The sequence below is a fragment of the Geosporobacter ferrireducens genome (genome assembly GCF_001750685.1).
GTDB lineage: Bacteria > Bacillota > Clostridia > Peptostreptococcales > Thermotaleaceae > Geosporobacter > Geosporobacter ferrireducens.
In genome coordinates this window covers 2,181,920-2,197,578 of record NZ_CP017269.1, presented here as the reverse complement: position 1 = coordinate 2,197,578, position 15,659 = coordinate 2,181,920, and the positions used below count along the sequence as shown (strand labels likewise).

At 40.8% G+C, this 15,659-nt stretch carries 11 protein-coding genes; all 11 read left to right on the top strand.

What is annotated here, in order from left to right:
• Positions 1-3: 3 nt before the first annotated feature.
• Entirely contained in the window at positions 4-8,577 is an 8,574-nt protein-coding gene (locus tag Gferi_RS10425; RefSeq protein WP_069976192.1) for a S8 family serine peptidase, read from the top strand.
• A 15-nt stretch (positions 8,578-8,592) separates the two neighbouring features.
• A complete protein-coding gene (locus Gferi_RS10420; RefSeq protein ID WP_069976190.1) occupies positions 8,593-9,240 on the top strand; it encodes a hypothetical protein in 648 nt (215 codons plus the stop codon).
• Between the two features lie 89 nt (positions 9,241-9,329).
• Complete coding sequence (locus Gferi_RS10415; protein WP_069976188.1) at positions 9,330-11,255, top strand: RHS repeat domain-containing protein; 1,926 nt, start codon at positions 9,330-9,332, stop codon at positions 11,253-11,255.
• A 196-nt stretch (positions 11,256-11,451) separates the two neighbouring features.
• Positions 11,452-11,880, top strand: coding sequence for a hypothetical protein (locus tag Gferi_RS10410; protein ID WP_069976186.1), 429 nt, complete (start codon positions 11,452-11,454; stop codon positions 11,878-11,880).
• A 79-nt stretch (positions 11,881-11,959) separates the two neighbouring features.
• Positions 11,960-12,721 carry a transposase gene (locus tag Gferi_RS10405; protein ID WP_069976184.1) on the top strand — a complete coding sequence of 254 codons (762 nt, stop codon included), beginning with the start codon at positions 11,960-11,962 and terminating at the stop codon, positions 12,719-12,721.
• A gap of 50 nt (positions 12,722-12,771) precedes the next feature.
• Positions 12,772-12,930 carry a hypothetical protein gene (locus Gferi_RS28100; RefSeq protein ID WP_156782370.1) on the top strand — a complete coding sequence of 53 codons (159 nt, stop codon included), beginning with the start codon at positions 12,772-12,774 and terminating at the stop codon, positions 12,928-12,930.
• A 194-nt stretch (positions 12,931-13,124) separates the two neighbouring features.
• A complete protein-coding gene (locus tag Gferi_RS10400; protein WP_156782369.1) occupies positions 13,125-13,601 on the top strand; it encodes a hypothetical protein in 477 nt (158 codons plus the stop codon).
• Between the two features lie 90 nt (positions 13,602-13,691).
• The gene (locus Gferi_RS10395; RefSeq protein ID WP_069976176.1) at positions 13,692-14,087 is read left to right on the top strand and encodes an RHS repeat domain-containing protein; all 396 of its coding nucleotides are present in this window, start codon (positions 13,692-13,694) and stop codon (positions 14,085-14,087) included.
• Positions 14,087-14,809 carry a hypothetical protein gene (locus tag Gferi_RS28475; RefSeq protein WP_069976174.1) on the top strand — a complete coding sequence of 241 codons (723 nt, stop codon included), beginning with the start codon at positions 14,087-14,089 and terminating at the stop codon, positions 14,807-14,809. Before Gferi_RS10395 ends, Gferi_RS28475 begins: the two co-directional genes overlap by 1 nt.
• Positions 14,810-14,828: 19 nt before the next feature.
• Positions 14,829-15,155 (top strand): hypothetical protein, encoded by a 327-nt coding sequence (locus tag Gferi_RS10385; RefSeq protein WP_069976172.1) that lies wholly within the window; start codon positions 14,829-14,831, stop codon positions 15,153-15,155.
• A gap of 316 nt (positions 15,156-15,471) precedes the next feature.
• Positions 15,472-15,648 (top strand): RHS repeat domain-containing protein, encoded by a 177-nt coding sequence (locus Gferi_RS28095; RefSeq protein WP_156782368.1) that lies wholly within the window; start codon positions 15,472-15,474, stop codon positions 15,646-15,648.
• The last annotated feature ends 11 nt before the right edge of the window (positions 15,649-15,659 follow it).

The following is a 15,659-nucleotide window of genomic DNA, read 5'->3' as shown; positions in this document are numbered from 1 at the left end:
ATTATGAGAGGGAAATATATACAGATTGCCAGAGTATTGGTTTGCCTGATGATCCTTGTGAATGTTTTCACGGCGGACACCGTACCGGTACTGGCAGAAGCCGCCATGATGCTGGATGTATTCTTGAGCGATCCGGAAAAAAACAGGGATACGGTAGCGGACCAAGTCTATGGAACCGGCGAAAACATCGAATTTGCTCCGGAGTTATCTGAAGAAACGGTAACGGGTGCAGTATATGACCGGAAAAATCAGATTATCGTCAAATATAAAGACCAACCGCAGATGGATTTGAAAATGACAACCGGCTCTTATCCGGCAGACTTTGGGATGAGAGGTCTAAACGATAAGCATAACCAGCTTCAGGAAAAAAAGGACAGACTGAAAAACAAAATTAAAAAGGAACTGAACCTAAGCAGACTGGAGACAAAGTATAAGTCTGAGCTTTTGAATATGGATGTTTTGGAAACCGATGGAAAGGACCTGTATAAACTGGCGGAGAGCCTAAAGGATGATCCTGATGTAGAATATGTACAGCCCAACTACCCGCTGAGCATACTGTCAACGCCTGCAGAACCGCTGTTTGAGCACCAATGGGGACTGTACAATACCGGGCAGGAAGCCGGCGGGGAAGCAGGACGGCAGGGCGTCGATATCAATATCCGGCCTGCATGGAATTTGACCGGGGGAAGCCAGGAAGTGATCGTAGGAATCCTGGATACGGGAATTGATATTTACCACGAGGATCTAAGGGATAATATATACCGCAATACCGGCGAGATCCCCGGAAATGGCATTGATGACGACAATAACGGCTATATCGACGATGTAAACGGATGGGACTTCTTCAACGGGGACAATACGGTATATGACGGGGCAGCCTATGACATGCACGGTACGGCTGTAGCAGGGATTCTTGCAGCAGCGGCCAACGGCAAGGGGGTTGCGGGGGTGGCCCCGAATATTAAGATCATGCCCTTAAAATTCATACACGGAACCACCGGGTATACTTGTGACGCCATAAAGGCCATCGAGTATGCCATGAAAAAGGGCGTCAAAATCATAAACTGCAGCTTCGGCGGATCAGACAATAACTATGCCTTAAAGGATGCCATGAAAAACAGCGGAATCCTGTTTATCGCAGCTGCCGGAAACAGGGGTGGAAATACCATGACCCATCCTACCTATCCCGCATGCTTTGACCTGCCCAATGTATTGGGGGTGGCATCCGTCAACAACAAGGGAGTAAGAAGCAGGTTTTCCGGCTATGGCCCCTATATCGACATTGCTGCGCCCGGAGAGCAAATCATGACCACTATGCCGGAAAACAAATATGATCTCTTTACAGGGACCTCTGCCAGTACACCTCACGTGACCGGAGTAGCCGCTTTGCTGAAAAGCTATATGCCCAATCTGGACTACAGGGAAATAACGGACCGGATATTAGGAAATGCAGTGGTCTGCAATACCCTGCAAGGGAAAGTCACTTCCAACGGCAGGGTAGATGCCTATGGGGTGCTTGCAAATATCAAACCCCAGCCGGATACCTATGTGGACCCTGAGGATGGCTATACAAATCCGGGGGACAATGAATTTAACAATGACTCCTGGTATACCATGGACCAGCTCTCCAAAATAAAGGAGCAGATTCATTACGGACAAAGCGGGGTAAATCCGTCAACAGGGAATTACTCCTTTACTGTCAACGACATGGAACTGGAGGCACCGGGCTTTCACATCAATATCAGCAGGACCTATAATTCCAAAAACTACGAAAGCGGCCTGTTGGGCAAGGGGTGGACCTTTGGTTTTGAAGGAAACATATTTGGGGAAAACAACATTCGGGTAGACCTTCCCAACGGCAGCATCCAGATGTTTAAAAAACTCACAGACGGTTCCTACAGGCCGGAAGACAACAGAAGCATCTTCGTAAAAAATGCCGACGGAACCTATACCCTTACGACGAAGGACCAATATATATATAATTTTAACAAGGACAGGCGCCTGACGCAGATGGAGGACCCAAAGGGGAATGCGGTCAATATTACCCTAGACAGCAGCGGAAAAATATCCAAGGTAACCGATCAGGCGGGCAGATCCTACTCCATCCTGTATAACAGCAGCGGACTGATCAGTGAGATATCTGATCCTATGGGAAGAAAAGTAAGCTACAAGTATCAAAATAATCTTTTGACGGAAGCAACCGACCCTGCGGAAATGAAAATGTATTATGCCTATGACAGCCATGGGTACATTACAGAAATAAAGAATCACAACCATACAGTCATTCAAAAGCTGACCTACAACCATACCACCGGCTATGACCAGGGAAAGGTTATCCAATCGGTGGATGCATATGGCAGCATCAACAAATATACCTATGATACGACCAACAAAAAGACCACGATTGTAGAAAACAACAGTGACAGGATGTGGGCCTACTGGTATGATGAGAGCAACTACATCACCAAGCAGCAGGACCCGGAAGGCAGGGAGAAAGAAATCCGCTACTATCTGACCTTTGGAGAAAACAAATTTGGAGACATTGAATACGAGATAGACGAATACGGAAACAAGACGGTCTATGAAATAGACCATAAGGGAAATGTAACGCGGGTGACTTATCCTGACGGCAGTACGAAAACCATTCTATATGATGAGAAAAATAACATCATTAAAGAAACAGACCAGGAGGGCCGGGTAACCTATTATATCTATGATGAAAGCAAGGTATACCTGTTAAAAGTACTCCGGTCATTTACCGGCAGCGACGGGGCGCTGGAAGCAATTATAAGACCCCAATACAGTGCAGCTGGCTACGCATCCCAACAGGAGGAAGAAATCCTCAGCCTGAAACGAATGTTTCCAGGTATACCGGAAGAACTCTTGGAACAGCTGGGCGAAGCACCGGAGGCTGTTGCCGGTCCCGAAGATGTCCCATTGTTGCAAATGCCTTTCGGTGAAGAGGATTTAAATGGGATACGGGAAACTGCGGTTACGGATTTTGTCTACGGGGAACCGGTGGCGGCGATGGAAGCCCTCAGCGTGGCCAATGCCAGCATCGATGATGTAATCAATCCTGAGAATTACGCAATAACCACCTACACCTACTATACAGATGGAGAAAGCCTGGCCAGGGGCTTGTTAAAAAGTGAAACAGATCCTGAAGGCAACAGCATTACCTATACCTATGACGCCTATGGCAATATCAAAACCATAAAAGATCCGGAAGGCCATACGACAACCTTTAACGGCAACATCCTTGGCTGGAAGCTGGAGCAGAAGACCCCTGCAGGATATGTTACAAAATACCAGTACAACCAAAACGGCCAGCGGATAAAAGTCATTGAACAGGAAGGGGAAACCACAAGGATCGTATATGATATCCTGGGAAGAAAGGTTAAAGAGATACTGCCCAACCAGTACAATTCTGCTGATGAGGGGGCAAACAATACCTATCTCGGGAATGATGGCAGAAGATATGCATATTTTGATAATGGGCTGCTGAAGACGGAAACGGACCCTATGGGCAACCAAACCGAATATACCTATGATGTATATGGAAACCTCAAGACAAAAACCCTTCCCTCCGGAGGCATCTATGTATATGCCTATGATAAGCTAGACAGGCTTAGTAAAGTGCAGTTCAAGGAAACGGCCGGGGGTGAGGCAAAAACCCTGGAGGAATACGAATACCTGAAAGCCTTTGACAACAAGCGGCAAACCAAGCAGACCCTATACCTCAATCACAAGGACCGGGCAGTGACCATTACCACCTATGATTACAGGGGAAATCCGCTTTTAATCGAGTATCCTGACGGTACCGGCGAAAGCTTTGAATACTTCATGAACGGAAAACTCAAAGCCAAAACCTTGAAAAACAGAAGCACCATCTACTATTACTATGATCCGCTGGACCGGTTAGTCAAAGAATATACTCCGCTGGATGAGGGAAATGGAAATCTCCGGTATACCTATAAAGCTTATGTTTACGATAAAGCGGGGCGGGTGCTGGAAGAGAAAATCGGGGTGGACGGTGTCCTGCTTGGCGGCCAACCGCAAAAAAGCATTCAAAAGACCTACAGCTATGACAAAAACGGCAAAGTAAAGGAGGTCTTGAGAAGCAGCGGGGGAAAAAGCATATACAGCTATGACAAAGACGGAAACCTGACACAAAAAGAAGAATATCCGGACAGCCAAAACAAACAGATTACGGCTTATACCTATAACCACCGGAACCAGATAAAAACAGAAACCCTGCAGGTTCAGGCCGGCCACATCCACGGGAATCCCCTGGAGGCAGCGACCACCATACCCGTAACAACGGCCTACGCCTATGACAAGAACGGAAACCTGGAAGAAATCCTCAACGGAGAGGGAATAAAGACAGCCTATGCCTACGATTTTAACAACAATCAAACACAGATTAGAAACCACATCACCCATACAGAGGGAAATCCTGCAGAAATTCTAAAAGAAACCTTCTACGATGCACAAGGACAGCCCCTCAAAGTGATTGACTCAAATGGCAATATTACAGAATACGAATATGACAAGCGGGGATTCCTCATCAAAACAAAACAGCCCTTAGGGGCAGTAACCCTGTACCGGTACGATCTGGCAGGCCGGAGGACAGGCGAGATAACACCGAAAAACTATGTGGCAGGAGCAGCCTTTGACCAGATGAACCGCACGGAGTTTACCTATGATTTGATGGGGCGGTTAAAGACGAAGGAGTACTACTACAAAGATACAGACAACCAGTGGCGCCGGATTCTATCCAAAACCATGCAGTACAACAGCATGGGCCAGGTGGAAAAGGAAGCGGATGCATTGGGATATAAAAACGGCTACGGTACGTTCATGACCTATGACCTGGCAGGCCACCTAAAGACAGTCCTTGAACCGGTGGCAAAGGACCGGAACAAACCCTACAGCCTGAAATATGAATACGATGCATTGGGAAGGAAGATTGCTGAAACAAACGGAAATGGCGTCCTCCTGAAATACGAATATGATGATGACGGAAATGTGCTTCAAATAAAAAGGCAAAAAAACAATGCGGCACAAGCCGTTACCCTGGAAGAAAACACCTACGACTACCTGGGAAACCGGTTGACACAAAAAGACGCCAATGGAAACGTCACTACCTATGGCTACAATGCTTTTAATCGCGTAGCCGGCATCGAACATCCCTCCGACAGCACCATTGGACCGTATAAAGAAAACTACCAGTACGACCGGGCGGGGCGCCTGATTAGTATCCGGGATACCCTGGGAAAAGAAACCGCCTATGTCTACGATGAACTGGGAAGGATGATCCGAAAGACCGGCAGGGGAGAAAACCCGGAAAATACCATTACCACTGATTTTTCCTATGATCCTGAGGGCAATCTGACCGGCGAAACCGATGGAAAGAGTCATAGAACAACCTATACCTATGATGCCTTAAACCGTTTGAAAACAGAGAGCGATACCGTAGCGGGCATCTCCAAAACCAAACACTATGATTACGACCTAAACGGCAATATCCTTAGCAGCACCGACTGGCTGGGGAACCAGTACATAAAAGAGTACGACCCGCTGGACCGGCTGATTGAAGAAAAAGATCCCTATGGAAAAACCATACAAAAACTGTACTACAACGATGCCCATCTGCAGATAAAATCCGTAGATGCCTTAGGAAACACCACCGAATATCAATACGATAAGAACAACCGGCAGATCTACACCATCGACCCTTTGGGAAAAACCGAAGGCATATCCTACGACGATGCAGGCAATGCGGTGGCAAAGACCGATAAGAAAAACAGGACCACAGCCTACACCTATGATGAAGCCAACCAGCTAATAGAAGTGGCAGCCCCTGACGGCAGCCGGACAAAATATACCTATGACCTGAAGGGCAACCTCATCACAAAGGCCGATGGCAATGGCAATACCATCATCTATGAATACAACCGGCGGAATTTATTAGCACGGGAAATCTTGCCGGGGGGCAGAACCGGAGAAAAGGGAAACTACATTTACCGGAGTGATAAAATTACCAGCTTTACCTACTATGGAGACGGCAGCTTAGAGTCCAAGACAGACCCTATGGGACAGCGCTTCGGCTGCAGCTACGACCTGCATGGACGGCTGATCAAAGAAACCGTCAACGGCACGGTCAAAAAAGAATATACCTATGATCCCAATGGAAACCCATTGACCATGACCGATGCCAAAGGAACCGTAACCATGGCCTATGATGAAGAAAATCGACTGATCAGCAAACAAATACCTGGTCAGGGCACACTCCACTATGCCTACGATGTCACAGCGGGGGCAGGCCCGGGGGAAGTAAAAAGTACCCTAACAGATCCCGAAGGAAACACCACCACAAAAACCTTTGACAAAGCCGGAAGACTCAAAGCCGTAGAAAACAAGGGAGAGGTGACCCAGTACAGCTACAACGACAACGGAGGCCGAAAAGAAATCCTCTACCCGTCAGGCACAGAAGAAACCTACCAGTACAGCAAGCGGGGAGAAGTCACAAAACTTACCAACAAAAAATCCGACGGCACCCTCATAGACGAATACACCTATACCTATGATGACAACGGAAACCAGCTGACCAAGACAGAAAACAGGGGAACCACCACCTACACCTACGACAGCGTCAACCGACTCAAAGAAGTCCAGGAGCCCGGTGGCATAAAAACCACCTTTGAATACGACAAAGCAGGAAACCGGACCGCACAAATCGAAGTAATGGCAGGAGCCGTCAAACTGACCAACTACAGCTACAACAACAAAAATCAGCTGGAAAGAGAAACCCTGCAGGAGGCAGGAAAAACCATCGAAAAAACCTATCACTATGATGCCAACGGCAACCTGGTCAGCAAAGCAGACCATCAAATCCAGGCCCTATCCGATAAAGACCTGGAAACCGTGACACTCTCCCTGGCCGGAGACGGAATCACAAATGAATTGACCCTATATAAATATAACGAATACAACCAGCTGATAAAAACCATAACCGGGAATCAGACCATAGCCTATGGCTACAACATCGAAGGCTACCGGGATGCCAAGCATATGATAACCCAAAACAAAACAGGAAGCATCTCAGAAGAGACCCTGCTGTTCATCTACGACGGCAGCAAAGTCATACTGGAGACAGACATAACAGGAAACATCAAAGCAGAAAACACCTACGGCCTCAACCTGATCGCAAGAAAAGCAGACAACGAAAAAGCCTACTACCTGTACAATGCCCATGGGGACGTAACCGCATTAACAGATCCGGCAGGAAAGATCCTGGGAACCTACCAGTATGATGCTTTTGGTAACATAAGAGAAAAGACATACGAAAAACCAAACCCCTATACCTATGCAGGATACCGCTACGATGAAGAAATAGATTTATACTACCTCAATGCAAGATATTACGACCCGAAGATCGCCAGATTCATCACACAGGATACCTATAAAGGACAGCTAAATGATCCATTAAGCCTAAACCTATATACTTACTGTGCCAACAATCCAATCACATACCATGACCCAACGGGACACTTTATAGAGACAATTATAGGGGCAACAATAGGTGCAGCAATAGCAGCAACGAAAGCCGTAAGAGATAAAGAAAGAAGTGGTGGGGGAAGTAGTACAAGTAGCAATACAAATAATAGTGCACAAACAGGTAACAACAGCGGAAAAGTGATGAAATCAAATCAGTTTAACGAAACCATCTACAAGCTAGTCGGACTGACAACCTATTTTGCATTAAAAAGTACCAGCGATATTGCAGGAACAACTTCAGGGCGGGAAAGTATTGTAAGTGGATCAGGTATATTGGTTGCTTCTGCAAGTAAGTTTCTATCATCTGATCCAAAACACAAGGTAAATAAGGGTACGAAAAAACCTGATGTGCTCGTTGTATTTGCTGCAGGTATTAATACGAATGCTTCTGATAATCTATTTGGAGACATGCAATCAAAACTGATGGAAAGGTATGCAACCGAAGGGAAGACAGTTACATTTAAAGAAGTCTATCCTCTACAGGAAATTAAAGATACATGTGCATTAAAACAAATCAGTAAGGTTGGATTGCATATGCAATACGGTACAGGAGGCAAAGTGGTCGTAGATGCTGTTAACGAGTATATAAAGCAAAATGGTAATCCTGCACAAATAGTATTGATTGGACATAGTGGAGGAGGACAGGCAGTTGGGGATGCAATTGTTAAACTAGGTAAACAGGATGTAGATGTATATCATGCAGTACAAATTGGGGCACCTAGAGAACAGGTGGTAAAGGAATATGTAGATAAGATTACCAGAGTGCAGGTTAAAAGTGACTTTGTTTCAAATAATGTAAAAGTAGGTACGGAGGTAGTTCTTCCACCAGGTCCATATATTAAGGCTATAAAAGAGATATTTACACATAAAATGCCTGAGATTAGGTATGTTGATATAAATGTTAAAGGGGAAGCTTGGGGAGGACACTCCGCATATTTTAAATCTGAAATACTAAATAAATCTGGAGTAGATAATGTTACAACCACTGTAGATGCTTTTTGGGATAAAATTAAATAATGGAGGAGTTAGATTATGTTAAAAAAGAAAAGTAATAATTCCCAAGCTAAGTTGATTATTAGGTTAGTGGTTATTGGAAGTATATTATTAGGAATTTCAATTCTAACTTTCAGAGATGAGATAGGTAATATAGTATTAAAAAACAAGATGTATACACCAAAGGACGTATTAGTTTCTCAAGAAATACTAATGCGTGATATAGAAATTATGAAGGCTATAGAAGGAATTCAGGGACAAGTATTATTACTTAAAAATGAGGCCAATCTTAATAAGTGGTGGGAGAAGTCGTTTTTGGATAATAATGGAGAGTTAATAGAAGGCAACATTATTCATGTGGGTATAAATAACAGAATTTTTGCTGATTCGAAAAAACCTCTTGAAGTACGATTTTTAATTAGAGTAATGATTTATCTTAGAGAAAGAGAAACAGATACAGAAGTAGGCAATATTGTTGGTATAGCTGGTGGTTTTACACGAAATGCAGTTGAAGTATTTGAAGGAAGTCAATCAATAAAAATGAGTGTAGAGGAATTTGAAGAGCTATACAAAGCGGCTAATGTTTCAGGACTTGATACTAAGAAACAGATTGATATTTTGACAGATTTGTGGATAAATAAAACAGGTTATTGGAGAAGGGGATTGTTTGGTAAAGAGGAGGAATAAAATAGAGTCAAAAAGGGACGGTTCTAAATGACTCATTTCTGAAAGTGTGGATGAGAGCTAGTTTATGTGCGACAAGGAGAGATTCTCTTTTGTCGCATTTTTCTTTCATCTACAACCGTGTCAACCGACTCAAAGGAGTCCAGGAACCCGGAGGCATAAAAACCACCTTTGAATACGACAAAGCAGGAAACCGGACCGCACAAATCGAAGTAATGGCAGGAGCCGTCAAACTGACCAACTACAGCTACAACAACAAAAACCAGCTGGAAAGAGAGACCCTGCAGGAGGCAGGAAAAACCATCGAAAAAACCTATCACTATGATGCCAACGGCAACCTGGTCAGCAAAGCAGACCATCAAATCCAGGCCCTATCCGATAAAGACCTGGAAAACGTAGCACTCTCCCTGGTGGGAGAGGGAAGCACCGATGCACTGACCCTGTACCAATACAACGAATACAACCAGCTGATAAAAACCATAACCGGGAATCAGACCATAGCCTATGGCTACAACATCGAAGGCTACCGGGATGCCAAGCATACGATAACCCAAAACAAAATAGGAAGCATCTCAGAAGAGACCCTGCTGTTCATCTACGACGGCAGCAAAGTCATACTGGAGACAGACATAACAGGAAACATCAAAGCAGAAAACACCTACGGACTCAACCTGATCGCAAGAAAAGCAGACAACGAAAAAGCCTACTACCTGTACAATGCCCATGGGGACGTAACCGCCTTAACAGATCCGGCAGGAAAGATCCTGGGAACCTACCAGTATGATGCTTTCGGAAACATAAGGGAAAAGACATACGAAAAACCAAACCCCTATACCTATGCAGGATACCGCTACGATGAAGAAATAGATTTATACTACCTCAATGCAAGATATTACGATCCGAAAATCGCCAGATTCATCACACAGGATACCTATAAGGGACAGCTAAATGATCCACTGAGCCTAAACCTATACACCTACTGTGCCAACAATCCAATCAGCTACTATGACCCCACAGGCTTCGCCTATGTATGGAACCGGTATGGAGAAATCATCGGAAGCACATCAGGAAATAAGGATTATACAGACTACAGCAAAACAGCGACCGATACCCACGGCGGCAGTCATATGGCTGATAAGGAATGGAGCAGTGGCGGTAGTAAAAGTAGTAGTAGCGGAAGCAGCAAAAGCGGAAGTTCTAGTAGCTCAGGCAGCAGTTCTCAAACATCAAGCAGCAGCTATGTGATGAAACCAAATCAATTTAATGAGACGATTTATAAGCTAGTTGGGCTGACAACCTATTTTGCAGTGAAAAGTACAAATGCGATTGCAGAAAAAATGTCCAGCTATGAAGATGTTGTGTATCTATCCGCACCCGTAACATTATTTGATTTTGCTGGAGATGAAGGGTCTGATAAGGTAGACAATAAAACTACTTTTATAAGAAAAATAACAATAGATAACTCAGATATCACTTTAACTTTGTTCGGAGAACTAATCGTGAACGAGAATTTTAGCATAGATAAAGCTTGGCGAATAGGAAAGAATCAGCCTTATACTGATGGACATACTCTAAAACTATATACTTTAAATGAAGATAATAATAAATATATGCTGTTAGAAGGCCAAGTATATGTTGAAAAACCTGAGGAATTAGATATTGATGCAAGTATCCTGACTGATTTTCAAGCAAGAGTCAATAGTGGATATTATATAGATTCACTAAGTTTTGGAATTGGGAATTTGGGAGGTAGTCTAGGGACCAAAATATCTAGTTTTATAGATGGTTTTATGTATACATGCAGTAAGTATAACGAGGATTATTTTGTTGCTGATGCTAAAAGAGGTGATTTGAAAATTAGTATCAAATCGGTTGATACAGTTGGGAGAAAATTCTTGAGCAAAGGTACGTTTTATGCAACAGATTACTTTTTTGCTCCGCGTAATGACAAGCGATATTATTTATATGATAAAAGAGACTGGGGGCATATTACTAAAACTATGAATTTAGATGATTAGAATAAGCAGTATATTATTTAGACATCGTTTTTATTTAGTTGCATATATAGATACTACATAATAATTATCTATTAATATTTTTTACTTCATTCCACATAAGTACTTTAAAAATTTTAAGCTAAGAATAATTTACCTTAATATAGGCTTTTTAAAAATAATAAAAAAATGCTGAGTATTGTGATTAGGAGTTGAATATATGAGATTTATAAAAAAAATTAGACAAAAAAAATATTTATTCTTAATAGTCATACCTATATATTTGATTCTAAGTATCTCAACAAATTTATTTTTAGATAGATTACGAATTCCTGTAATAAGGAATGAATTAAAAGATCTATACTATAAAATATATAACCAAATAGAATCAAAAATGTCAATGGGGGAAGGAATAACTAAAGAGGAGGATTGGAAATATGATAACCAAATAAGGAGTTTGAATATTGATAATATGAATAAGGATGAAGTTAGGTTATTAAGAAATTTTATTATGTTATTGGATGCTAGCTTAGAATATCAAATAGCTAAAGAATTAGGCGATTTACAAGGCATGAAAAAACAAAAAGAGATTTACGATGAAGTGAAAACAAAAATTAAAAAAGTATTAGACACATCTAGAGAAAAATAACCTCCAATGAGTCAAAAGGGACGGTTCGTTGTTTGAAGGTATCTCACTATTATGCTAGCATGATGGTGAGGTGATTTTTATGCCAAGATCAGCAAGGAAAAAGAGCAAGAGTGGAATATATCATATTATGTTAAGAGGAATAAATCAACAGAGTGTTTTTGAAGCTGAAGAAGATTATGAAAAGTTTATAAATATTCTCAATACATATAAAAAAGAGATAGATTATAAAATATATGCTTATTGTTTAATGGGAAATCATATACATTTACTGATAAAAGAAGGGAAAGAAGAACTTTCAAATACCATGAAGAGAATAGGAGTCAGTTATGTATACTGGTATAACTGGCAATATGGCAGAAAAGGTCATTTATTTCAAGATAGGTATAAAAGTGAACCCGTTGAAGATGATGCATATTTTTTTACAGTATTAAGATATATACATCAGAATCCGATAAAAGCAGGATTAGTAAGTGACCTGGGAGCATATCAATGGAGCAGTTATAGAGAATACATAGGGAAAGAAAAGATTATTAATACTGATTTTGCACTTAATATGTTGGATGAAGATAGAGATAAAGTAATTCAAAGATTTATTGCCTTTAACATGGAAGTCAATAAAGATCAATGTCTTGAGATAACGGAAAAAGGAAAAAGTATATCGGATAAAGAAATAAAGCGATTAGTGATGGATAAATACAATATAGAGTTAGTAACTTTACAGAACCAGCCTCAGAAAAGCCAGATAGAAGTATTAAAATATTTAAAAGAACTGGATGGGAGCTCGTTGAGGCAGTTATCTAGACTGACGGGGTTTACGGTTAACAAAATATATAGAGCGTAGAACAGAGAACCGTCCCCTGTTCTCCACAGAGTTCTGGTGGATATGGTCCGATGGGAGCTGGAAAGCCAGAGATAGTGAAAGTTGACATTAATATAGAAGGTCAGTCTTTTGGTGGTTATTCAGCATACTTTAATAAAAAGTTAAAAAATGCAAAAGGAGTAGATAATGTTACTACAACTGTGAATGCAATGTGGGACAAAATAAAATAATGGGAATGATGAACGATATGTTAGGCAAAACTTTTAACTTTTTTTCATGCAGTAGGATTTGGAGAATAACTTTAATCTTACTTATATTTGTGTTATTGGTTTTTTCTTTACTATTTAGAAGTGAGATAAATAATTTTTTTCTAAAATATAAGAACTATACTAGCAATAATGTGTTAGTTACAGAAGATATATTAATGCGTGATATTAGTATCATTAAGGCGAAGGAAGGCGTTCAAGGACAAGTATTATTGCTCAAAAATGATAAAGAAGATTTGCATAAACTAAGAGATGAGTTATTTTTTGATAATAATATGGATATAAAAGACGGTAATATAATTCATGTTGCCATAAATAATAGAGTATTTGTTAACTCACAGAAACCTGTAGAAGTTCGTTTTATTGTTAGAACAATGTTGTATTTAAGAGAAAGAGAAACATCCGATGTAGTTGGTAACATTGTAGGCATAGCAGGTGGATTTAATAGAAATGCAATTGAACGATTTGAAGGAAGTCAATTAATAAAAATGAGTGTAGAGGAATTTGAAGAGCTATACAAAGAGGCTAATGTTTCAGGACTTGATACTAAGAAACAGATTGATATTTTGACAGATTTGTGGATAAATAAAACAGGTTATTGGAGAAGGGGATTGTTTGGTAAAGAGGAGAAATAAAATAGAGTCAAAAAGGGACGGTTCTAAATGACTCATTTCTGAAAGCGTGGATGAGATTTAGTTTATGTGCGACAAGAAGGGGATTCTCTTTTGTCGCTTTTTTCTTTCATCTACGATAGTATCGACAGACTCAAAGAAGTCCAGGAACCCGGAGGCATAAAAACCACCTTTGAATACGACAAAGCAGGAAACCGGACCGCACAAATCGAAGTAATGGCAGGAGCCGTCAAACTGGCCAACTACAGCTACAATAACAACTATAGAACCGGTATGGAGAAATCATCGGGACCACATCAGGAAATAAGGATTATACAGACTACAGCAAAACAGCGACAGATACCCACGGCGGTAGTCATATGGCAGATAAGGAATGGAGCAGTAGCGGTATTAAAAGTAGCAGTAAGAGTAGTAGTGGAGGAAGCAGCAAAAGCGGAAGTTCCGGCAGCTCAGGCAGCAGTTCTCAAACATCAAGCAGCAGCTATGTGATGAAACCAAATCAATTTAATGAGACGATTTATAAGCTAATCGGGCTGACAACCTATTTTGCAGCGAAAAGTACCAATATTATTGCAGAAAAAGTATCTACGAGTCAAAGCATGATGATTGAAGATGAGGATATTGTATATGCATCTGCACCTATGACTTTGGTTGCTTCTACTAAGTATCAGCAATTTGATGGTTCAAAAGTTGTAAAAGGAACTCAAGTTAGTTCTAACCTATCAAAACAAGCACAAGTAATGGCGTACATTTTCGCAGTAGATGATGTTTACTACTTTGGATTAGCTCAAAAACTCACAGGCACTAGTAAAGCTGATTGGGAAAGCCATGAGAGTTCAAAAGAATTTTTTGATGCTTATAATAATTATAAGACATCTATGGAGATATCCAATATATTTATAAGCGGAATGGATTCGCGTAGTCAACTCGATATAAAAGATATCCGCTTTAGAGACCCTGTATCAGGACAATATATTAAGAATCCAATTAAAGAAATGACGGAGCTCCAGAAAAAAAGCATGTCAACTACTAAAGATATAACACAAAGCGCAGAAATGGAGCAAGCTGCAAAAGAGGTTGGGGAATTGCTAAAAGATGCAAAAGAAGCTGATGCTTTTTGGAGTGCTTTTGTTAACACCGCTAAAGGGGTAAAAAGTAATACAAAATGGAAAGATGCTTTTATCCAATTGATTAAATCTATTTTCGATTAATATATTGGAGGTAAATATAATGAAAGAATACAATTTAGTTAAGGAAAAATTTAAAGTAGTATTCCTAAAATTTAAAGTATTGTGTAGGGAGAGAAATTTACCTTCAACCTATCAGCAAAAAATCCTAGATAGCTTTATTGAAGATAATTACAATAGACTTTTATACGAAATTGATGCTATGAAGAAAAATAATGCAGATAGAAATATAGACTGGGATTTTATTAATAATTTTAAAAATCTTGTGCAACAATGGCAGGAAGAATTTGAGAACGAGTACAATAATAAGAGATTAAGATTTTTCTTATCAGTACAATGGATTAAATTAAAAACTTTCCTGAAATTGTAATAAGTCAAAAGGGCCGGTTCTTGAAGGGTTCAATCGGAAGTTTTGCCCCTAAAATAAGACCTAAACATTGGTTACTCTCTAGTGTTTAGGTCTTCATATTTCCTTTAGATCATAGAACAGGGTAGCTATAGAACAGGGGACGGTTCGTTGTTTGACAGATTTAGGAGAAGAGCAAAGTGCGAAGATGCTTTTCTCCTATCTATTTTTTGATTATTTACCATAATATTTGAACTTAAACAGAAAATGCAGATTAAACAATCTTATATACAGTTAATAAGAGTATTCAATCTGCCCTAGGAAACAAAGATGAATTAATTTGAAGTTTTTGTGCAGTTTTGATCGGCATAAGGTGCTGTTTCACACCTTTGACAAAGCCGGAAGACTGAAAACTGTAGAAAACAAGGGAGAGGTGACCCGGTACAGCTACAATGACAACGGAGGCCGAAAAGAAATCCTCTACCCGTTGTCAAAATCGATGATAAAATACCAATAAAAAACGGTTGA

What these genes read in the sequence shown, in the direction of transcription:
- Gferi_RS10425 (WP_069976192.1), top strand. Translation starts at nt 4, where the DNA reads ATGAGAGGGAAATATATACAGATTGCCAGAGTATTGGTTTGCCTGATG.
- Gferi_RS10420 (WP_069976190.1), top strand. Translation starts at nt 8,593, where the DNA reads ATGTTAAAAAAGAAAAGTAATAATTCCCAAGCTAAGTTGATTATTAGG.
- Gferi_RS10410 (WP_069976186.1), top strand. Translation starts at nt 11,452, where the DNA reads ATGAGATTTATAAAAAAAATTAGACAAAAAAAATATTTATTCTTAATA.
- Gferi_RS10405 (WP_069976184.1), top strand. Translation starts at nt 11,960, where the DNA reads ATGCCAAGATCAGCAAGGAAAAAGAGCAAGAGTGGAATATATCATATT.
- Gferi_RS28100 (WP_156782370.1), top strand. Translation starts at nt 12,772, where the DNA reads ATGGGAGCTGGAAAGCCAGAGATAGTGAAAGTTGACATTAATATAGAA.
- Gferi_RS10400 (WP_156782369.1), top strand. Translation starts at nt 13,125, where the DNA reads ATGCGTGATATTAGTATCATTAAGGCGAAGGAAGGCGTTCAAGGACAA.
- Gferi_RS28475 (WP_069976174.1), top strand. Translation starts at nt 14,087, where the DNA reads ATGAAACCAAATCAATTTAATGAGACGATTTATAAGCTAATCGGGCTG.
- Gferi_RS10385 (WP_069976172.1), top strand. Translation starts at nt 14,829, where the DNA reads ATGAAAGAATACAATTTAGTTAAGGAAAAATTTAAAGTAGTATTCCTA.